We start from the raw sequence: 20907 nt of genomic DNA, 5'->3' as shown, positions 1-20907 counted from the left end.
AATTTGTTATCCTGCCAGGCTGTGCTCGACTCCCCCCATCTACAGTTCCATCGAAGATTGCCGCACAGGCTCCTTTCGCGTTTCGTTGCGATGCTCTCCGTGATCACAACGGCGGCTTGCGGCGTGGCACCCCCCACGAATGCCGGCACCGAAGGCCCCCCCGAGCTCGCCGTCGTGCACGGCGCGCCCGCGACGCCGAGCGCCGAGCCCGAGAGCGCCACGTTCACAATCGAGGGATACTCGACCGCGATGGGCAGCCAGGGCGCGCTTGTCGCCGTCGGCACGACGACGGGCGTTTACGAGCTCGCGGCGACGGGCCCGACGCTCCTGCCGATCGTCGGCGACGGGCCCGACCTTCCGAGCGAGACCGGCGCCGTGCGCGCGATGGCCGGTTATGAAAACGGCGTGCTCGTCGCGGCCGAGGGCGGCGTGTTTTTCACGCCGGGCGGCGTGCTCCAGCGATCGCTCGGCGCCGCGGCGCTCACGCCGCTCGGCATTCGGGCGATGCGCGCGCGCGTGGCCGACGACGACGGCGACGGGACGGCCGAGACGCACCTCGCGATTCGCGGCGAAAGAGGCGCCTACGAGCTCGGCGGCGGCGAGCTCGTGGCCTGGACCGTGGAGGGCGAGGAGGGCGCGCCCACGGCCGTCCTCACGCAGAAGGAGCGCGTCTATCTCGCGTACGGCGAGCGCGTGTACGAAATCGACAAGGTGAGCGGCAAGGCGTATCCGCTCGTCTTCGACGTGGGCTTCGTCCGGGCCATGGCGTGCGGGAGCCTCGCGTGCGAGGACGGCTCGCTCGTGTATTTCGCCTCCGACGCGGGGCTCGTCGAGCGCTCGCCGAGCGGTGAATATTCGCTCTATCCGCTCGCCGCAGAGGGCGGGGCGGCGGTCGGAATCGATGCATTCGCGCTCGACGCGGGCAAGCAGCGGCTCTACGCGCTCGCGGGCAGCTGGGTCCTGCGCGTGCGCGCGGGCGAGGTGCCGGAGGTCGTGGCGACGCTCGGGCCGGCGGAGGCGCCGCGCTCGCTCGCCGTCGACAAGATCGGCGACGTGTATGCGGGCGAGGGAACGACGACGCGCAAGCTCGCGCTCGGCACCCCGCTCTCGTTCCTCACGGACGTCAGGCCGATCATGCGCGAGTATTGCGCCGATTGCCATGGTTCGGGGACGCGCGGCGCGCCGAAGATCGATTTCGAGAACTACGACGTCGCGCTCGGCCTCGTCGAGCGCGTGATCGCGCGCGTGGCCGACGAGCGCTCGATGCCGCCGCCGAACTACGAGAAGAAGCTGCCGGCGGACAAGATCGCGATCGTGAAGGAGTGGGCGATCACGACGGCGCCTTGATGCGGCTCACGGGCAATTCGCCCCGCAGGAGAGCGTCCCTCCGGGGCACGTGATCGGCGGCGTTCCACCCGGGCACGTCACCTGGCAGCCGCCGGCGGGGCAACCGACCACGCACGTGGTCATGCATTGCACGACGCACCCGCCTCCGCCGCAGTGGAGGTCGCACGTGCCCTGCAGGCATTTCTGCGTGCAATTGCCGCCTGCGCAGTCGAGCACGCAGGTGGGCTGGGTGCACTCCTGCGTGCAGCCCCCGCCCGCGCAGGCCTGGTTGCAGGTGCCGCCGCTCTGCTTCGTGCAGGCCTGCGTGCAATGGCCACCCGCCCCGCATTCGAGCCGACAGGTGTCGCCCTCGCAGGTTTGCAGGCAATCGGCGTCGCACGACGCATCGCAGAGGCCCGCCTTGCAGGATTGATCACACTGACTCCCGGCGCAGACGAGCCCGCAGGACGGGCTCGTGCACGTCTGCGGACACCCGAAGCTGCAATCGAGCGCGCACGTCTCGTCGCCGTCGCATGTCTGCGTGCACCCGCCCGCGCTGCACCGCTCGCCGCAGACGTCGCTCTCGCAGCCCTGGGTGCACGACGCGAGGTCGCACGTCATCACGCACTGGCTGCCCGAGCAGAGCTGCGCGCAGCCGCCGGCGTTGCAATCCATGCTGCAATCGAGCGTGTCCGAGCACGTCTGATCGCACCTGCCCGTCTCGCAGGTGAACGTGCAGTCCTCGTTCGTCGAACAGCTCTGCTCGCAGCCGCCTCCTTCGAGGCAATCGAGGGTCGTCGAACCCTCGGGGATGCAGGCCCCTCCGAGCGCCGAGAAGAGTCCGAAGAGCGTGATCCCCAGAAACGTTCGCACGGTTCCCATCGTAGACCCGCGAGGCTCTGACGTCAGGAACGGTAACGCGCGTCGTACAGAAACGCGCGTTTGGTGATGGCCTCTTTGCCGTCGGGATTGCGCACCACGACGTCGACCATCTCGCCATTCTTGCCCGGCGGCGTCTTGACCTCGAGCGTCGAGGCCGAGACGAATTTGACCCGTTGGGCGGGCTTGCCACCGAAGAGCACGGCCGACTCGGCGACGAAGTTTTTGCCCTCGATGCTGACCTCGGTGCCGCCCTCGACCGAGCCCTTGTTGGGCGCGACGGAGTCGATCGCGGGGGCGGGCGAGGGGTCGTAGCGGAATGCATTCTTCACGACGGTCGTGCCCGCGTCGCCGCGGCCGACCTCGACGTCGACGAACCCCGACGCGCGCGACGGCGGCGCCACGAGCTCGATCGTCGTGGTCGATCGGACCACGGCGCGCTTCGGCGCCTGCCCGCCGATGCGCACGAACACGTGCTCGTCGAAGAAATCGCCTTCGAGGACGATCCGCGTGCCGCCGACCATGGGACCATTGCGCGGCGTGACGCTGTCGACGCGCGGCGCCGGGCGCGACTCGTACGTGAATGCATCCTCGCGGCGCACGACGACGCCGTGCCGATCGACGAGCTCGATCGGCACGAGGCCCGGCTGCGTCCGTTGCGGCAGCTCCACCTCGATCTCGTGCCGCGAGCGCGTCCGCGAGACGGCCCGCACCTCGCCGATGCGCACCAGCGTATCCGCCTCGAAATTGTCCCCGACGAGCCGGATCGTCTGCCCGCCCGCGCAATACCCGCGGTCGGGGCGCACCTCGACGAGCAGCGGCGGCGTGGGCTCGGCCTCGTACGTGAATGCGCCTTCGAGCTTCGTGATTTGCCCGTCGGGGTTCTCGATTTCGAGGTCCACGAGCCCCGGCTCGCTCGCCCGCGGGGTCACGAGCTCCAGCGACTCGGCGCTCCGGAACGTGATGGTCGCCTGCTTGCCGCCGAGGCGCGCCACGCATTGCGGATGGAAGTCGACGCCCGTCACGACGACGCGCTTCGAGCCGCCGACGAGCCCCGACGCGGGCGAGACCTCGCGCGCGTAGGGCGTCGCCAGGCGATACGTGAAGAGCTCGGCCGCGAGCGCCGACAGGCCATCGGGGTTCGTCACGCGGAGCTCGCCGTGGAAGAGCTGCTCCTGCGGCGGCGTGACGAATCGGATGCGCGAGGCGCTCTCGAAGATGACCTCGGGCGCGCGGTTGCCGAAGAACGTCACGCGGCAGCCGTCCTCGAAGTTGCGGCCTTCGACGACGACCTCCGTGCCGCCGCGCGGCGAGCCTTCGAGCGGGGAGAAGCGCTCGATCGCGGGGCCCTCGTCGTAGACGATCTGGATGACGGCGCGTTGCCCGTCGGCGTTCTCCACGACGATCTCGACCGCCCCCGGTGCGTGGGGCGGCGCCTCGATCTCCAGGGTGAAATCGTCGAGTCGTTTCGGCTTCGTACAATCGTCGCCGTCGACGAGCACGCGGCAGCCGTCGGCGAAGTTCGCGCCGTAGAGCGAGATCTTCGCGCCGCCTTGGGTCGACACCTTCGCCGGCCGCGCCGCGGTGAGCATGGGCCCCGGCGCGCCCATCATCGGCGGAGGCGGCGGCGGCTCGGTCCCGCGCTTTTCGGACGTGGCGCCGCTCTCCGCGGGCGGCTCCGTCGCGGGTTTGTCCACCTCTTTTTCGAGGTCGAGCGCCGAATGCATCTCGAGCCGCACGGGCGGCTTGTCGACGATCGCGGGCGGCGCGACGATCGCGGGCGGCGCGACGATCGCCGGCGCATCCGGCGGCAGCGGCACGGGCGGGGGCGGGAGCGGCGGCGCGTCGAGCGCGGGTTTGTCCACGAGCGCCGGCGGCGCGACACTCACGGGTTTGGCGCGGGGCTCCCAGAGCTCGACGTCACGCCCATCCGGGTCCTTGAGCGACGCGAAGAGGCCGGAGGGCCTTTCGAGGATCGGCCCCACGTCGATGCCGTCCTCGCGCAGGCTCGACGCGACGGCTTCGAGGTTCGGCACGCGCAGCGAGAGCGAGCACTCCCTGCGGCCTCGCGGCAGCGGTTCGAGCGCGAGATCGATCACGAGCGAGGTCCCGCCTGCGCTCACCGACTCGTAGCGCCGCGTCCCCTCCACCCGATCGAACGAGAGCCCCGCGGCGCGCGCATAAAAGGCGCTCGCGGCTTCGGGATTCCCCGCGTAGAGGACGATCCTGCCGAGCCCGAACGTTGCCATCATCACACCCGAAACGCCCTTTCGCCGCGCATGGTAACAGAGCTCCGGGGTCATGGGAGGCTCTTCCCTTGACGGCGCGCGACAAGGCTGGCCTCCTCCGGGACATGTCATCGCTGGCATCGTATTTCCCGACACTCGAAACAGCGCGCGCGCATCTGCCGCTGCCGGCCGGGGAACCGGTCTCGGTGGAGCGGCTCGCGATGCTGGTGGTACACGCGGCGTTGATCCGGCGCACGAGCTGGGCGGAGGACGCGGAGATCGCGCCCGCGGCGCTCGAACGTGGCGAACCGCCGCCGCCCGACGACCTCGAGATCCACCACCACGTGCGGCTCGACGCGAACCTCGGGGGCGGCCCGTGCACGGCGTGCACGCTGACGCCGGGCAAACGGCGCTGCCGCGTCTGCGGCGGCTCGGGCACGGTCTTCTTTACGACCTGCTCGTGCGACGGTGGCTTCATCGTGTGCCCGACGTGCGGCGGCGCGACGAAGTCGAACCGGGTGCGCCTGCGCTATTACACGGACACGCCGGCCTTTTTGAGCGAGGCCTACATGCCGTCGCACATCACGGCGGTGCCGCCGCTCTTCGGGCTGGAGAGCCGATTGGAGCAGGACATCCAGTTCCAGCAGGCGTTACCGGAGGAGCTGCGCTGCCACGACCTCACGGGCCGCGTGGCCGGCTCGGCTTATCGCGGCGGCGAGCGCACGGTCCGCCCCGATTTCCACGGCCACGATTTCGGCGACACGATCGACAAGGCGCTCGCGGGCCTTTCGGCGATCGGCGCCGGCGCGAGCGTCGTGCGGCACGTGATCCGGGCCTATGCATGGCCGTTCTTGCGGGTCCAGTGGTCGATGGGGGAGGACCTCGCGATTTACGTGGACCGGATCGGGAGCATGAAGGTGTTTGGCAAGAACGACGTCGCGTAGGGCCGCGGTTGGCCGGCTCCTGGGGGAGTCCGTGAGGACTTTCACGACCCCCCCAGAACTTTTACGCGCTCTGGAACCTCGCTCTCTTGTCGGTCGGGCGGGGTGTCCACTATGACGCACGGCACCATGACCCGCGTCCTGACCGAGCTCATCGAGCTGCTCTCGCTGGAGAGGATCGAAACCAACCTTTTTCGGGGCCAGAGCCAGGACCTCGGCTGGGGCCAGGTCTTTGGCGGTCAGGTCCTCGGCCAGGCGCTCTCTGCCGCCGCGCAGACCGTGCCCCCCGAGCGCCAGGTCCATTCGCTCCACGCGTATTTCCTGCGCCCCGGCGACGCGCGCAAGCCGATCGTCTACGACGTCGATCGTATCCGCGACGGGCAGAGCTTCACGACCCGCCGCGTGGTGGCCATCCAGAATGGCCAGCCCATCTTCAACATGTCCGCCTCTTTCCAGATCGAGGAAGAGGGATTGGAGCACGCGGATGGCATGGAGAACGTCCCAGGTCCGGACGGGCTCTCGAGCCAGCAGGAGATCTGGAGCCGGCTGGCGCACAAGATCCCCGAGCCTTTCCGCACCCGCGCCGTCGCCGAGCAGCCGATCGAGATTCGCCACGTGAACCCGATCGATCCCTTTCGTCCGGAGAAAAGGGAGCCGCACGAGGCCATCTGGATACGCGCGGCCGGGCCCCTCCCCGACGATCCGGCGCTGCACCGGTACCTGCTCGCTTATGCGTCGGATCACGCCTTCGTCACCACCGCGCTGCGCCCCCACGGCGTCACGTGGCTCGATTTCTCGATGCAGGTCGCCAGCATCGATCACGTGATGTGGTTTCACCGGCCCTTCCGCATGGATGATTGGCTCCTCCACGTGATCCACAGCCCGTCGGCGTCCGGGGCTCGTGGGCTCGTGCGGGGCAGCGTCTTTTCGCGGGACGGGCAGCTCGTCGCGTCCACCGCCCAGGAAGGGCTCTTGCGTCGGCGAAAGCGGGCGTAGGGCGAGGCCTTCGCTCCCGGGCCGCCCGTTTTCTCGAATCCTTCCCCCTCGCCACGCGGCGACCCTCTCGCGTCACGATGACGCGCGCGCCTCCGTTCGACGAAAACGCCTTCGCGTTACACCGACGCGCGCCCCTCGCCGCGTGCCGACCCCTTCGCGTCGCCTCGATGCGACGCACCGAGCTCGGCGCCGACCGCTCCGCGTGGCCTCTCCACGCGGTCCTCGCCTCGCGCCTACCCCCACGCGTCACGGTCACGCGCGCCCGTCGCTTCGGTCCCGACACCTTCGCGTCACGGTGACGCGTCCCCCTCGCCCCGCGCCGACCCGCTCGTCTCGCTCCGAACGTCGAACTCTTGCTCTGCTTCGATTGGAAAGTTCGCGTTCTCGTTCAACGGGGACCCGCCGACGCGATGGACGCGGCAGGGACTCCGGAACCCACCAGACCGGGCCTCGGGCCCAGGGATGACCTCATGCGCAAGTATCGCAGCAATGCCTCGTCGACCGTCCGTTACGAGTATGGCGTCGAGCTCGCCGCCGGCCTCTCCTCGTTCCCCGAACTGACCTCCGCCGCCGCCGATATCCAGTCCGTCAACGAGGCCCTCGCGGCCCAGCACGACAAGCGCCGCGCCCTGCACGTCCCCGTCATCAGGACGCGCGCCGCGCTCCGCTTCGGCGAGTACAGCGTCGAGCGCGTCATCCGGTTGTCCCTCCGCGCCGCCGAAATGGAGGACGGTGGCAGGCGCGGGCGTATCTGCGCGAGCGTCTTTCCGAAGGGATCCCGGCCGATCCTCGCTCCTGTCGGGAAACGCCAGCTCAAACCCTTGCGCGAGCTCGTCGAGCGGCTGGAGAATTCAAAGGTCGCTGGCATCGACGCATATCGCGGCGCGTGGCTCCCGAAGCTGCAAGCCGCGCTCGCGAGCTTCGAGGCGGCCGTCGCCGCGCACCTTTCGGCGCTCACCGCGCATGACGAGGCCTTCAAGCTCGAGGTCGCGCTCCGAGAAGCGCACCACGACGCCGTCGACCGCATCATGGGTCAGGTCCGCGCCGCGTTCCCGCGCGATCGCGTGACCCAGGACGTCATCTTCCCGGCCCTCGAGGAGGCCGCTATCGTCACCGCCGTGAGCGAGGAGGGCGGGGTGGAAGATCCGCTCCCCGCAGAGCCCCTCCCGCCCGCGGACGCCTGATATCGACCGGCGCGGCGCTCGCCCCGCCCCGCAGAGCCCGCGCGCCTCCTCCCCGCCGCTTCCCCCTCGCCTCGACACACCCATCCACGTTCGGTAGACTTCCGTTCATGAGCTTCGTCGCTCACGGTGCCGATCGCGCATCCCCTCGGCGCATGACGATCGAGGAGTGGGCCGCGCTGCCCGAGGACGAGCCGGGGGAGCTCGTCGACGGCGAGCTCGTCGAGGAAGAGATAGCCGGGTACGTCCACGAGGTCGTCGTCGTTTGGCTCGCGCACCTGCTTCGGGCCTGGGCGCTCGCGCATGGGGCGCGGGTCGCCGGGTCCGCGGGCAAGTTCGTGGTGTCAGCCACGCAAGGGCGCATGCCCGATCTCACGGTGTACCTCGCCGGCGCACGCCGCCCGCCCGCGGAGGGGCCGATTCGCGTGCCCCCGAGCATCGCGGTCGAGGTCGTCTCGGCGACGCCCCGGGATGCCCGGCGCGACCGCGTGGAGAAGCTGAAGGAGTACGCGGCGTTCGGCGTGAAGTGGTACTGGATCGTCGATCCGGCGCTTCAATCGTTCGAGATCCTCGAGCTCGGGCCCGAGAACGAATACATCCACAAGGTCACGTCGACCGATGGGCGGATCGAATCGGTTCCGGGGTGTGTCGGGCTCGTGATCGATCTCGACGCCCTGTGGGCCGAGGTCGCCGAGGTGCGAGCCGAGGGCGAGGCGCAGGGCTGAGCCCGTGGGCCGGCCCCAAAGGGCCGCCCCACGGGCGAACGAGGCGTGGATTCAGGGCTGCACGTAGCTCACCCACGTATCCATGGCGCTGATGCTGCAGCCGTGTTTCGTGTGGCCCTCGCCGAGGCCGAGCGCCTCGATGATTTGCGCGCAGCTACAGCCGCCGGTCTCCGCGATCGTGTACGACTTTCCGGGGCCGTTGCCGTTCGGTGACGTCGTCTCGAATACGCCGTCCCCGTTCGTGTCGGCCCAGCGGTTCACGCCGAGCTTCACCGTCGGGACCGCGTCCGGCAGGGTGGTACCGTAGCAGGCGTCGACGTCCCCGCATACGCCGTCCCCGTCGCTATCGTTTTCAGCGTCGAACATGCATGCGTCGCAGGCGTCGCCGAGGCCGTCGCCGTCCGTGTCGGTTTGCGCCCCGTCCACCCCGGCGCAATTGTCGCAAACGTCGCCCACGCCGTCCTCGTCCCCGTCGAGCTGGTTCGAATTCGCCTTCCCGGGGCAGTTGTCGCAAACGTCGCCCACGCCGTCGCCGTCGCCGTCGGTTTGATCCGGGTTTTGCACGGAATCGCAGTTGTCACACGCGTCCCCGAACGTGTCGCCGTCCGTGTTCAGCTGGTCGGTATTGGCGATGCCTGGGCAGTTGTCGTCGCTGTTGCAGACGTCGTCGGCGTCGTCGTCCGGACAGCATACGTCGTCCTCGTCGACGGCGGAGTCGCAATCGTCGTCGATTCCATTACACGACTCATCGGCACCCGGGTTCACGGTGGGGTTTGCGTCGTCGCAATCGACGCACGAGCTGGCGCCGTCGCCGTCGTCGTCGATGAGGCCACAGGGCACCGTGCCGCTGCAGTCGTCTCCGACGCAGCCGTTCAAGCCGGCGATGAAGACGCCGCTGTCGAGGACGCGGTCGCCCGCGTCGCAGATGACGATCTCGAGCACGTTGCCCACGGAGCCACCGGTGAGCTTGGCTCGTGTCGTCAGGAGGCCGGTCGATCCGTCGTATTCGGTCCCGGTCGCGGGGTCGACGACGACGGCCGCCCCCGAAAAGAACGGGCCGTTGATCGTGATGGGGTTGCCGTCTGCGTCGAAGGCGATTTGCACGCCGTTGAGGTACACGCCGTAGACGTCATTGAAGCTCGAATTGACGAACTCCGGGTACTCCTCGGAGCCGAAGATCGATTGAAACGAGATGCCGTCGAAGTTCGGCGCGAGGTCGAATACGAGCGTGAGCTTGGTCGCGTCGAAGCTCGTGAAGCCCGGGATCAGCGCGTCGCAGAGCGGATCGCCGGGCAAGCCGTTGTCCTGGGTCGTGCCTGTACTGTCGCTCGGGGGAAGCGAGAGCTGGGCGTCGCCCGTCGTGAAGAGGGAGCCGTCCGCGATGCCCAGCGGGCCTTCCGAGTAAGTCCCCGCCGCAGTGGCCCCGCCGCTGAAGACGGCGGACGTGATGGTGATCGCGCTCCCGCTGGTGCTTTTGAGCGCGTCCGCGAGAGTGGCGGCATCGCTGGTCGTCCCGACGGTGAGCGCCGAGGCGCTCGAAACATAGACCATGGCGGACACCGCCGCGGATAAAACGAGGAGAGGTCTCATGCATGTACTCCGGGGCATCATCGGACGCCGCCATCCGATGCTGCGATAACCACCGGGGTGCTGGAATCCACGCGGGAATTTTTCGCTCCCGTTGCGCGAGGTGTCCACGGCGGAGGGGGATGCTTCGCCGACCGATCCGTTTCTGGACATTGTTCGAGCTTCGATCGTACGATGTCGCAGGACCGCCGTGAACCCACCTATTCCATTTCCGCGAAACGGCCGCGTCTTCCATCCCCTCACGGGAGCGCTTTTCGTGGCCCTCTCCCTCGCCGGGGGGATGTTCGCCGCGCCCGCGCTCGCCCAGCCGGCCCCGGCCGCGGCGCCGAAGCGCACCTCCGGAATGTCCGTTCAGGATCAGCTCGACATGGATATCACGCCCCTGCCCACCGGGTACGGCGCCGTATTCGTACCGAGCCCGGCGGGGAGGTTGCCCGGCGCGAGCGTGCTCGTGCAGTACGAGGGAGAGACGGTCGCGCGCGGATACATCGGCGAGCGGATCCCCGTGCCGCCGGGGCAATATCGCGTGCTCGTGGGCTCGGGGCCCGAGGCGCTCCGCGCTTCGAGCGAGGTGACGGTGGTCAAAGGAATGACCGTCACCGCGGCGCAAAATTTCGGTGTGCTCCGCGTGAGCCTCGTCGACGATCGAAAGGCGCCGATCGAGGACAAGTACGTGGTCGCGTCCGCGGACGGGGCTCGCGTGTACGGCCCGGTCGCGACCTCGGTCGACAAGGCGGCGAAGCCGGAGGCGCTGATCCTGCCGCCGGGGCGGTACATCTTCGCGCTCGGCACGAACCCGAACGCGAGCCAGAACTCGATCGCGATCCAGGTCGGCGGCGGCGAGCTCATCGAATACCGCGTCGTCGTCGAGGACGGGAAGATCGTACGGACCGAGTTCGGCCGCCCCGAGGCCGACTACGAACCGAGCCCGTGGCGCGTGCAATGGGTCATCGGCGCGGATGTTTCGTTCGCCCAGCGGATGAACCAGTTCTCCACGTACAACGGCGACGTCTTCATGGCCGGCGGATTCACGAGCTTCGAGGGCGCGTACGACTCGGGCCGTCACCTCGCCCAGCTCAATATCGGCGTCGACGAGATGGTCGTTTCGCTGACCTCGCCCGTCGAGCAGGCGTTCCCGCTCCGCAAGGTCGTCGACGAGGTGAGCGCGGAGCTGCTCTACAATTATCGCGTCGTGGGCATCCTCGGCCCCTACGCCCACGCGATGGGATACGCGACCCTCTTCAACACCACGTATCGCGACGAGCAGCCGTACCAGGCGACGACGCGCGACGAGCAGGGCAACGTGGTGAAGCAAGGCGATTATCTGGCCGGCGACGAGCTCGAGACGTTCGCCGGGGGGTTTCCCCTGTTCTTCCAGGAGGGCGCGGGGTTCGGGACGCGCGTCGATTTCCTGGGCATCACGCTGGGCGTCCGCGCCGGGGCCGCGATGCGGCAATCGTTTTACGGCGGCGGGCGCTACGTGCAGGCGCGCTCGGGCTCGAACCTCGATCTGATCGCGCTCACGGACGCCTTCGATTACGGCGCGGAGGCGTCGGGGCTCGTCGGGTTCACGCTGTTCAAGGTGCTGTCGGTGAAGAGCCGCTTCGACATGTTCGTGGACACGGACCAGTTCGGCGAGTTCCTCGGCGAGACGTACCGGCCCATCTATCGGTGGGACAACATCGCGAGCCTGCGCCTCTCGCGGTTCGCCTCCGTCGTCTACACGGCCGTCCTGCGGCGCGACGCCGCCGCGGTCGAGCCGAACCAGTTCGCCCACACGTTCCGCCTGCGGCTCCAGGCGGCCATCTTCTGACCGGAGGCCTTGGGACGCCCATGCATTCGCTCGTTCGTCGCTCCCGAGGAATCGTCCTCGCCGCGCTCCTCGGCGTCTCCCTGGCCGCGCTCGCCGGCTGCGGTCGCAATTACGGGCCTTATCCGGCCACGGCGCTCGAGGTGAACGAGCGGATCTTGCGCGTTCGGGGCGCCTTCGAGAAAGTGAAGTCCGATCCGCTCGCGAACGAGGTCCGGCTCGATTTGCAGCGGGCCGAGACGTGGATCGTCACGGCCGAGGCCGAGGCCAAGGAAGGCAAGGTCGACGAGCGGGCCGACCTCTACCTCACGACCGCCGAGGGCCAGCTCTCGATGATCCAGACGCATTACGCGCGGCGTCGGGCGGAGGACAAGCTCGCGAAACGCAGGGAGCAGGCGCTCGCGCCGATGGCCGAGGAAACCCCGGAGTGATGGCATGAGACGATCACGCTTTCTTTCGCGGCTCTCGGGCGCCCTCCTCCTCGCGGCGCGTGTCGCTCCCGTATGCCTCGTCGCTGCGTGCGCGTCGGCGCCGCCTCCGGCCCCGCTCGCCGAGGCGGATCGGCTCCTCGCGCGCAAGGACGCCGGCGATATCAAGATCGCGCGTCCCGAGCTCGTGGCCGAGGCGCGTGATTTGCTTCGCCGCGCGAAGTCGGCGCATGGCATCGGCGACGCCGAACGGGCGACGCTCTACGCATACCAGGCCATTCAGCTCTTCACGACCGCGAAAAACCTGGCCGAGCGTGACGAGGCGGAGCGGCTTTTGCGGGTCGTCGACAAGGCCGCGGGCGAGAGCGAGGAGGAGCGGCGGAAGATCGAGCTGGAGGCGCGGCTCCGCAAACTCGAAGACCAAAGCGAGAGCTCGCCCGAGGCGGCCCGGGCCATGCGGGCCATCGACCGGGCGCGCGAAAAGCAGACGGCGGCCCTCGAAAAAGGCGCGACCGGGGGTTCGGCCGGGGTCTATTTCCAGCAGGGGCAGGCATTGCTGGAGGTCGCCGTCGATGCCTTCGAGGTGAAGTCGTACGCGGAGGCGGCGAACGCGGGGCAGTCCGCGGCGGCCTCGTTCGTGTCGGCGATCGGGAGCGCCACGGAGAAGGAAAATGGGGCGGCGACGCCCGCGGGCGACAAACCCGGGCCGGAGCCGAAGCGAGCAGAGGAGGCGAACAGGCCGTCCGTCGCGCCCGTGAATGGCGAGGCGCAGAGAATCGCCCCGCCGCGCCCGCGCGTGGGCGCGACGCGCGGGGCCGCGACGTCGATCGAGGACCTCGCGGACAGGACGCTCGTGTCGCTGGAGCTCCGGCGCGCGGAGGCGCTCGGCGAGCTGAAGGATCAGCGGTGCCCGGGGCCGTTCCGCGAGATGGATGCGATGCTCGCGCTCGCGCAGAAGCGATTCCAGGCCGGCGATTACGAGCACGCCTACGAGTACGCGCTGCGCGCGGACGAGCGATTCCGTGCTTGCGACAAGCTCGGGGTGATGGCGGCGATCCCGGCGGCGCCCGCGAGCCAGAAGCGGGCGGAGGACGCGGAGGAGACGGCCCGCAAGAAGGCGGTCGTGGCCATGCAGAAGGCGCAGATCGAGAGCGCGCGGGCGCAAGCCGTGAATCCGAACGATCCGGGGGTGTTGCAGGGCAACCTGCTGCTCTCGAACGCGGATACGTGGCTCGGGAGACGATCGTACGAGGAGGCGGAGGATTTTGCGAATCGCGCGCTCGTCGTGCTCTCCAAGGTGAAGGCGCCGGAGCCCGCGAAGGTCGCCACGAAGCCTTCGGCGTCCGCACCCGCGTCTGCACCCGCCGCGCGACCTCCGAGCGGATCGCAGCCCACGCAGCCGCAGCCCACGCAGCCGCAGGGACAGGCCCCCGTTTACGTCGTTCAGGGGCCGCCGCCCGTGCCGCCGGCGCCGCCGGGGACGACGGTGCGAATCGTCGACGAGAGGTCGGCGGCGCGCGAAGAGCAATTCCTCGCGGCCCGCATGCAGCAAATGGAGCAAGTGCTCGCGCAGCTCGCGCAGCAGAAACAGGGGCCGGTCGACGCCTCGTGGCGGCCGGCCTACGAGCGGGTGTTCCGGGCGCTCTCGCTGCGCGACCGCGCGAAGCTCCGATCGCCCGACGCCAAGAAGCGGCTCGACGAGGCGGATGCGCTGCTCGCGCAGTCGCGCGCGGCCTGGCAAGCGAAACGTCATGCCGACGCGATGCGCCTCGCCGACGAGGCGTCCGCCATTCTCGAACCGCTCGCAGAGGTGACGGCGGAGCGGGGGAGCCCCGAGGAAATCGAGGAGCGCACGAGGAAGGCCGACGCGCTCATCCGCGAGGCGAGCGTGGGGCAGCAGGTCTGCGAAAAGGAGGCGTGCAGCGAGCGTGACCTCGCGGGCTACGCGAACGCGAAGGAGCTCCTCGCCTCGGCAAGACAGGCCTACGTCGATCGGCGGTTCGGGTATGCGATCGAGCTCGCCGGCAAGGCCAAGGAGCAATTCTCGGCCGCGCTGCAGAAGCCCAAGAAGGACGCGTCGGACCCGAAGATCGAGGCCGAGAAGCTCGAGGCGCTGCGGGAGGCGGCGGACAGCGCGCTCCGCGAGGCGAACATCACGAAGAAGATATGCGATACCCGGAACTGCCGCGCGATCGACGGCGAGGCGTGGATCCGGGCGACCGAATACATGGCCTCGGCGCAGGCCGCCTACGTCGACAAACGCTACGAGACGGCGAAGGATCTCGCGAGCAAGGCCGACAAGATCTTCAAGGACACGATCGCCAAGCAGCCCGTGTTCATCCTGCCGGCCGGCGTGACGCGCGTGGCGCGGTTCGGCGCGCAGCTCCGCTTGAATCCGCCCGTGAAATTCTCGAAGGGGACGACGCTCACGCCCCCGAGCGAGGTCTCCCTCGACGAGCTCGCCAAGGTGCTGATCGAGAACAAGGCCGCGTTCAAGCGCGTGTCGCTGATCGGCTTCACCGATAGCTGGGGTGCCGGCGCGACGAACAAGAAGCTCTCGGCCGATCGGGCCGCGGCGGTGCGTGACGCGCTCGTCCAGCGCGGCGTCCCCGCGGATCTTTTGATCACGGACGGGCGCGGCGCGGAGAACCCGATCGCGAACAACAACACCCCGCAGGGCCGCGAGGAGAATCGACGGATCGAGATCCACATGGAGCTCGTCGAGGGCGTCAAATGAGGAGAAGGAAGAAGCGCCTCACCGCCTCCGCGCTCGCCGCCGCGGCCTGCATGGCCGTTTCGCTCACGGCCGCGGCGCAGCCCGATCCGTTCGCCGATTACGAGGCGATGAGGCGTGGACAGGCCCCGCCGCCGCCCGCGGTCGCGCTGCCCGCGGTCGTGCCGATCCCCTCGCCCGAGCCCGAGGTCTCCACCGCGCCGTGGAAATGGAGCTTCGGCGGGCGGAGCGCGTTCAGCTACACGGGCATCTCGAACGATACGCTCCTCGACCAGGATCAGAGCAATACGACGCTCTTCTTCCGGCTGACGCCCACCGTGGGTTTGACGGTGCACGAGCGGGTGCTCGTCTCCGCTTCGTTCGGCCTGCTCGGCAACAACCTCACGCGCGAGGACGGCAGCAATGCGACCGCGGTCGCGGGGCTCTTCGAGTTCACGGGCCATTACATGCTGCCCGTCACGCGGCGGCTCGTGTTCTTGCCGGGCCTCGGCATCGGCCCGTATTTCGGCTCGAACGACCGCACGCTCAGGCTCCCCGACGGGCGCAAGGTCGACGAGGCGTCGAGCACGTTCGGCGTCGCGATGTCCGTGTATGGAATGTTCGGGTATCAGCTCTCGTCGACCCTCTCGGTGCGGACCGGCATCGCGCTCTACAGTCTCTTCCAGACCGAGCGCGTCGAGAGCGCGGAGAAGAGCCTCGGGGCCTCGGCCGTGCACGTGGGGCTCCCGATCGAGCTTCATTTCCACGTCCTCTAAGGCCTTTACCTCGGCCCCCCGGGGCCGCTACCCTCGGCCGCGATGGTCGATCCGATCCGCCTCGAAGCCGCGTCCAATCGCTTCCGCGCCTTCTTCGACGAGCTGCATCACGCCTTCCTCGAGCGCGACGACCTGCTCCTCCAGCTCGCGCTCGCGCTCCTCTCGCGCGAGCACCTGCTCGTCACCGGCCCGCCGGGGACGGCGAAGAGCCAGCTCGCCTCCGCGGTCTTCGGGCGAATCCTCGACGAGGAGACGGGCGAGCCGAGCCTCTACGCGCGGCAGATCGGCGAGAGCACGGTCCAGACCGACCTCATCGGCCCCATCGATTTCAAGACGCTCATGGAGACGGGGCGCACCGAGCATTTCACCGACGAGGGGATGCTCGGCGCCGTCCACGCCTTTCTCGACGAGATCTTCGACGGCCGCGACATGCTGCTCCGCTCCGCGCTGAACGTGCTGCACGAGCGCGAGGTGAAGCAAGGCGGGCAGGTGAAGCGCGGCCGCATCGAGTGCGCATTGATGACGACGAACCGGTACATCGCCGACGTGCTGGAAGGCTCGCGGGAGACGCTGCTCGCGTTCGTCGATCGTATCGCGTTCGTCTCGTTCGTCCCGCGCGGGTTCGCCGATCCGAACCGGCTCGGGCTCGTCTTGCGCCGGCATGTCGGGGGTTCGTCGCGGCCGCTGCTCGAATCCACGCTGAGCGTCCAGGACCTCGATGCTTTGCAGCACCTCGTCGACGAGGTGCACGTCTCCGATCCGGTATGCGACGGCCTCGCGGCGCTGCTCGAACGCTTCGATCGCGAGCTCAACGCCGCTGTGCGCGCCGATCCGGCGTTCGTCCCGACGCGCTACATCTCCACGCGCACGGCCGTTCGCTCGGGCCGCGTGCTCCGGGCGGCCGTGGTCGCCGACCGCATCCTGCACAATCCGAGGCGCGCGCTCGAGGTCCTGCCGTCCGATTTCAAATGGCTCAGGCTGCACCTCTTGCTCTCGGGCCCGACGCCCGACCAGACCGAGGCGCTGATCGGCCGCGAGAGTGATCCGAACGAGCGGCGGCAGCTCGGAATCGTGCGCACCGAGCGCTCGATCTTCGAATCGTGCCTCGCCCAGATGCCGCCCATTCACGTAAAACCGCGGCCCACCGAGGCGCCGAAGCCCGACGCGGTGACCGTGGCGGCGGACGCGGGCAAAAAGAAGAAACGCAAATCGGAGCCGCCCCCGGCGCCGGAGGACAAACCTCGCATGATGGTCGATCAGGCCATTGCCTCGGGGGACGCGACGCGCTTGCTCTCCGTCGTGCGTGAGCTCGGGACGCAGGCGCGCGCGGGATCGATCGACGCGGCGCGCGCGAGTGTGCTCGTGAAGGACGCGACGGCGGCGCTCACCGCGCTCGTCCTGCGCCGCGGGATCGACGCCGCCGCGGGCGGTGGGACTCGGCCGATCAGCGAAGTCGTGCGGGATCTGTCGCGCCTCGCGGCCGAGATCGAGGACGGGACGGCCGGGACGCGTGCGACGGCGCGCTGGCTGCGCGGACGGGCGCTCGTGATGGTCGACGAGGCCGCGGGGCACGCGGCGGGCGCTTCCTCGACGGATCTCGTCGCGTCGATCATCGACGATGGGACCGAGGCGCAAGGCAGGGCGCGCGCGCGGATCGAGGCGCTCGAAGCCTTGTACGAGCTCCGGCGCGATTTGCTCGGTCAGGGCGCGGTGCACGAGACCGGGGAGGAAAAAGCCTGGCAGCGCGCCGTGGCCGCGGCCGAGGACGACATCACGATCCTGCTCGACATCTCGCTGCGCAGCGTGGTCACGAGCGCGCTGAAGAGCGCGCCTTCGCGCAGGCTCGCCGAGGTGCTCGCGGCGATCGCGCCCGAGCTCGAGCGGCTCGACGCGATGGCCGCGCGCCTCGAACGCGTGCGCGGCGCGCCGTCGACGCTCAAAGCGAAGGTCACGGGCCCGCGCCTAGGCGCGCTGATCGAGGCCGTGTTCAAGGGATTCGACGCGCGCGACCGGCCCGCGCTCGTGCGCGAGGTCGAGGCGCTCGTCGCCGTGCTCGGAAAGGCCGGGCTCGCGCGGGCGATCGCCGCCGAGGCGTTCCTCGGCTGGGCGGCGGAGGCGCTCCTCCGCGGGGACGTGGCGCCCAATGTCGGCGAAGGACAAACCCACGATCACGACGGATACCGCCGTCTCCGCGCGGCCGAGCAGCGCGTGTCCTCGGCGTACACGCTCGCCGAGATCGCGCTCGTCGTCGCGCCCGAAGGCGTGCGGGACGCGCCCTCGCCCGCGGAGGCGGCGGCGGCGATCGCGGCCGTGTGCGGGAAGCTGCCGGAGGCGGTGCGCGGGCGTGTCGTCGCCGGGGATCTCGCGCGGATCGGGCGGGCGCTCGACTACCTCGAACGGTTCTGGCGGGACCTCGAAGAGCGCGCGGGGGACGCGGAGGCGCGCCTGCGTGAAATCGTGCAATCGCGGTTCTTCGATCTCCTGTGGGACGAGGGGGCGCTCACGCGGTTTGCCCTCGAAGCCCGGAATGTCGCCGAGGTGTTTCCGGCGCACGCGGCCGAGATCGACACCGTGCGCCGGCGCATCGACGCGCTCGACGGGCGGACACGCACCGCCGTGACCGAGCTCTTCCGCCGGCGCTCGGATGCCGCGTGGGCCGAAGCGCTGCGTGTCGGGAGCGCATGAGGGACGAAGAGCTCTCCTCGCTCGGCGAGCGTATCGAGCAGCTCACGGCGCGGCCGCACGACGTGCGCGCCCCGCTCGTGCGTATCGCGCGGCCGCTCCTGCGTGCGCTCGGCTATCGCCCGGCGCTGCGCACGGCCCGCGTCACGGCGCTGCTCGACGCGCTGCGCGCGCCCGGGGGCAAACCCGTGCCCGAGGTGCTGCTCACGGGCGCCGTGCGCGAGCTCGAAGACAACGTGATCGCGCTCGAACGAACGCTCGTGGTCCATGGGCGGGTGCCGCTCGCGCATGCCGCGTGGGTGCGTCGGCTCTACGAGGTCACGGTGCGAGCCGCGCGCGCCGCGAGGGATCAGAAAAATGAGGCCGCGCGTCGCGTCGCGGCCGCGATCGATCCGGTGCGGATCGCGCCGCCGCTCGCGATCACGCCCCGTACGCCCGGCGAAACGAGCGAGAAAGACAAACCCTCGAAGAAGGCCGGCAAAGGCGAGCCTGTCGCGGCCGCGGAGGAGACCTCCGAGGCGACGGAGTCCTTTCTCGAAAAGCCTCTTTCGCCCGAGGAGGAGCGCCTCGTCGAGGTCGAGCTGCTCGCGATCGATCACCTGCTCGACGCGGCGCGGGGCGAGACGGAGTTTCTCTCGCGCAAACGCCGCCTGCTCGAAGCCGCGCGCAAGCTCCTGCTCGATGCGTCCGCGGCGCTGCCGCTCGGCAAGGACGGCGTGGAGGTGCGCAGGCGACACCTCGCCATGGAGATCGCGCGGATCGATCGGCTCGAAGCCGCAGGGCTCTCGGCGCACCGCGGGCTCTTGCACCAGGCGAAGGACGCCCTCGCGCGGGGCGAACGGCAAAGGCTGCACGCCGCGCTCGTCGCGCTCGACGGCGTCTCGCTCGCGGCCGGCGACGAGGCGCTCTCCGCCGCGACCTGCCGCGCGCGTCAGAAGCTCGGCGAGGGCGAGGGCGAGGATCCCGAGGCCGACAAACTCCGCAGCCTGCGCCGATCGAGCGAGGAGATGTTCGGCGGCGCGGCGATGGCCGCGATCGCGGAGGGGTACGTCAAGGCGCGCCGATCGCAGGCGAAGCCGTCGAAAGGCGAGAACGACGAAGACAAGAAGTACCGCCTGCTCGCGTTGCAATGGCTCGCGCCCGAGAACGAGGCCGAGACACACGCGGCGCTCTGCGCGATCGACGGCACGGTGGACGTCGGCGTTCCGCTCGCGCCCGTGCGCGTGACCGAGGTCGAGACGCGCGTGCGCCTCGTCCGGCACCCGACGCCGGATCTCTTGCTCATGCCCGCGCGCGACGTGATGGACATCCCGCACGCGGTCATCGAGGATCCACGCACGGTCCTGCTCGCGCTCGCGGAGGGGCGGCTGCTCGCGCGGCGGTACGTCGAGCAGGAGGTCAGAAAGCGGACGCGGACGCGCCTCGTGGGCGAGGCGCGCATCTACGTGCTCGACGGGTCGAGCTCGATGCTCGAAGACGGCAAGAAGGGCGCGCGGGCGCGGGTGCGGGACGCGATCTTGCTCGCGGAGCTCGGCATGCTGGTGAAGCGCTTCGCCGAGGGGGATCGGTCGACGCGCCTCACCCTGCATTATCGTTACTTCACGAAGAAGATCGGGCCGATCACGCGAATCGGCAAGGGCAAGGAAGCGATCGCGGCGATGGCCGACGTCGTCGGGACGGTGCGCAAGGGCGGCACGGACATCGAGAATGCGCTCTTGTCGAGCTTCGAGCAGATCCGGGCGGCGAAGGACGAGGATCCGGATCTCGCGCGGGCGCAGATCGTGCTCGTGACCGACGGCGACGCCGTGGTGCGCGAGGACGTGATCCAGGCCGCGCGGGAGAAGGTCGGGGACGTGCCGATCGCCGTGAGCGTGGTCGCGCTCGGGGAGGAGAACGAGGCGCTGCGAGAGCTCGTGGCGCGGCAGCGGGCGCGCGGGGAGCGGGCATTTTACCATTTCCTCGACGACGACGCGCTCGTCGAGATCTGCGAGGGCAAGCTCTTCACGGGGCCGAAGATCCACGTGGAGGGACTGCCGGACGAAGAGAACCTCTCGGTCGAGGCGCGGGCTTCGCGGCTCCGCGCCGAGCTCGGCGGGCTCGTGGACGAGCTCGGGGCGCTCGCCGAGAAACGAAGCATCGCGGCGATCGAAGCGATGGCGGCCGAGGCGGACGCGAGCGCGGAGGCGGCGCGCGCGGAGGCGGCGCTCGGGGTCCCGGCGGACACGGCGGCGAAGGGGGAAGGATCGAAGGCGCTGCGCGAGGCCGTCGAAAAAGATCGGCGGGCGCTCGAATCGCGATTCTTGCGGTGGTTTCCAGCGCCGTCGGCGAGCGGTAGCCAGAATGCAACCACGGGCCGTTCGTCCGATTCCGAGGCCGTGATCGTCGTCCTCTCGACGATCGCCGAAGTGGTGGCCGATTTCGGCGGATCGGATCTCTCGCGGCGGGCCGAGGCGATCGATTTGCTGGAGCGGCTCCTGCCCGACGCGATGCTCACGCCGGCGCGGTGGTTCGCGGTGATGCGCGACGAGACGGTCGCGGTCGCGGACGCGATGCGGGCGGTGCACGCGGCTGTGACGGGGTCGCGGAGCGTGATCTAGCGGGGCTTCCGCGCTGAGGGTTTTCCCTTCTCATGCGG

At 69.7% G+C, this 20907-nt stretch carries 14 protein-coding genes; 11 read left to right on the top strand and 3 right to left on the bottom strand.

Features of this window, described 5'->3' with window-relative positions:
* Window positions 1–123: 123 nt before the first annotated feature.
* A complete protein-coding gene (locus QHF83_RS24230; protein WP_282420292.1) occupies window positions 124–1347 on the top strand; it encodes a hypothetical protein in 1224 nt (407 codons plus the stop codon).
* 6 nt (window positions 1348–1353) lie between these two features.
* Here QHF83_RS24230 and QHF83_RS24225 read toward each other — a convergent pair whose 3' ends face one another.
* Together QHF83_RS24225 and QHF83_RS24220 are read right to left on the bottom strand one after the other, a co-directional pair.
* Complete coding sequence (locus tag QHF83_RS24225) at window positions 1354–2199, bottom strand: hypothetical protein (protein WP_282420291.1); 846 nt, start codon at window positions 2197–2199, stop codon at window positions 1354–1356.
* Between the two features lie 32 nt (window positions 2200–2231).
* Complete coding sequence (locus QHF83_RS24220) at window positions 2232–4508, bottom strand: IPT/TIG domain-containing protein (RefSeq protein ID WP_282420290.1); 2277 nt, start codon at window positions 4506–4508, stop codon at window positions 2232–2234.
* Between the two features lie 50 nt (window positions 4509–4558).
* On the opposite strand from QHF83_RS24220, the gene QHF83_RS24215 reads away from it, so the two are divergent.
* The 4 genes from QHF83_RS24215 (at window position 4559) to QHF83_RS24200 (ending at window position 8276) form a co-directional block, all read left to right on the top strand.
* Window positions 4559–5377: a hypothetical protein gene (locus tag QHF83_RS24215; protein ID WP_282420289.1), complete on the top strand. Its 819-nt coding sequence runs from the start codon at window positions 4559–4561 to the stop codon at window positions 5375–5377.
* Between the two features lie 126 nt (window positions 5378–5503).
* Window positions 5504–6370: an acyl-CoA thioesterase II gene (tesB, locus tag QHF83_RS24210; protein WP_282420288.1), complete on the top strand. Its 867-nt coding sequence runs from the start codon at window positions 5504–5506 to the stop codon at window positions 6368–6370.
* A 470-nt stretch (window positions 6371–6840) separates the two neighbouring features.
* A complete protein-coding gene (locus tag QHF83_RS24205; protein ID WP_282420287.1) occupies window positions 6841–7554 on the top strand; it encodes a hypothetical protein in 714 nt (237 codons plus the stop codon).
* A gap of 107 nt (window positions 7555–7661) precedes the next feature.
* Window positions 7662–8276: a Uma2 family endonuclease gene (locus QHF83_RS24200; RefSeq protein ID WP_282420286.1), complete on the top strand. Its 615-nt coding sequence runs from the start codon at window positions 7662–7664 to the stop codon at window positions 8274–8276.
* Between the two features lie 51 nt (window positions 8277–8327).
* Here the strand turns inward: QHF83_RS24200 and QHF83_RS24195 are convergent, their stop codons facing one another.
* Window positions 8328–9866 (bottom strand): choice-of-anchor L domain-containing protein, encoded by a 1539-nt coding sequence (locus QHF83_RS24195; protein ID WP_282420285.1) that lies wholly within the window; start codon window positions 9864–9866, stop codon window positions 8328–8330.
* Window positions 9867–10119: 253 nt separating this feature from the next.
* Between QHF83_RS24195 and QHF83_RS24190 the strand changes: the two genes are divergently transcribed.
* From QHF83_RS24190 to QHF83_RS24165, 6 genes are read left to right on the top strand one after another with little or no spacing between them, the layout of a single operon-like run.
* Entirely contained in the window at window positions 10120–11676 is a 1557-nt protein-coding gene (locus QHF83_RS24190; RefSeq protein WP_282420284.1) for a hypothetical protein, read from the top strand.
* A gap of 20 nt (window positions 11677–11696) precedes the next feature.
* Window positions 11697–12104, top strand: coding sequence for a hypothetical protein (locus QHF83_RS24185; protein WP_282420283.1), 408 nt, complete (start codon window positions 11697–11699; stop codon window positions 12102–12104).
* A gap of 4 nt (window positions 12105–12108) precedes the next feature.
* Window positions 12109–14838, top strand: a complete 2730-nt coding sequence (locus tag QHF83_RS24180; RefSeq protein ID WP_282420282.1) for an OmpA family protein — start codon at window positions 12109–12111, stop codon at window positions 14836–14838.
* Window positions 14835–15590 carry a hypothetical protein gene (locus QHF83_RS24175; protein WP_282420281.1) on the top strand — a complete coding sequence of 252 codons (756 nt, stop codon included), beginning with the start codon at window positions 14835–14837 and terminating at the stop codon, window positions 15588–15590. The genes QHF83_RS24180 and QHF83_RS24175 overlap by 4 nt, the downstream gene beginning before the upstream one ends.
* A 42-nt stretch (window positions 15591–15632) precedes the next feature.
* Entirely contained in the window at window positions 15633–18275 is a 2643-nt protein-coding gene (locus QHF83_RS24170) for an AAA family ATPase (protein WP_282420280.1), read from the top strand.
* Window positions 18272–20869 (top strand): hypothetical protein, encoded by a 2598-nt coding sequence (locus tag QHF83_RS24165; protein ID WP_282420279.1) that lies wholly within the window; start codon window positions 18272–18274, stop codon window positions 20867–20869. The genes QHF83_RS24170 and QHF83_RS24165 overlap by 4 nt, the downstream gene beginning before the upstream one ends.
* Window positions 20870–20907 lie beyond the last annotated feature (38 nt).

The sequence above is a fragment of the Polyangium sp. 15x6 genome (assembly GCF_029960785.1).
Lineage (GTDB): Bacteria > Myxococcota_A > Polyangia > Polyangiales > Polyangiaceae > Polyangium.
This window is presented reverse-complemented; position numbering and strand designations above follow the sequence as displayed.

Coding starts and splice junctions, on each gene's coding strand:
- QHF83_RS24220 (WP_282420290.1), bottom strand. CDS start 4,508: ATGACCCCGGAGCTCTGTTACCATGCGCGGCGAAAGGGCGTTTCGGGT.
- QHF83_RS24215 (WP_282420289.1), top strand. CDS start 4,559: ATGTCATCGCTGGCATCGTATTTCCCGACACTCGAAACAGCGCGCGCG.
- tesB (WP_282420288.1), top strand. CDS start 5,504: ATGACCCGCGTCCTGACCGAGCTCATCGAGCTGCTCTCGCTGGAGAGG.
- QHF83_RS24205 (WP_282420287.1), top strand. CDS start 6,841: ATGCGCAAGTATCGCAGCAATGCCTCGTCGACCGTCCGTTACGAGTAT.
- QHF83_RS24200 (WP_282420286.1), top strand. CDS start 7,662: ATGAGCTTCGTCGCTCACGGTGCCGATCGCGCATCCCCTCGGCGCATG.
- QHF83_RS24195 (WP_282420285.1), bottom strand. CDS start 9,866: ATGAGACCTCTCCTCGTTTTATCCGCGGCGGTGTCCGCCATGGTCTAT.
- QHF83_RS24185 (WP_282420283.1), top strand. CDS start 11,697: ATGCATTCGCTCGTTCGTCGCTCCCGAGGAATCGTCCTCGCCGCGCTC.
- QHF83_RS24180 (WP_282420282.1), top strand. CDS start 12,109: ATGAGACGATCACGCTTTCTTTCGCGGCTCTCGGGCGCCCTCCTCCTC.
- QHF83_RS24175 (WP_282420281.1), top strand. CDS start 14,835: ATGAGGAGAAGGAAGAAGCGCCTCACCGCCTCCGCGCTCGCCGCCGCG.
- QHF83_RS24170 (WP_282420280.1), top strand. CDS start 15,633: ATGGTCGATCCGATCCGCCTCGAAGCCGCGTCCAATCGCTTCCGCGCC.
- QHF83_RS24165 (WP_282420279.1), top strand. CDS start 18,272: ATGAGGGACGAAGAGCTCTCCTCGCTCGGCGAGCGTATCGAGCAGCTC.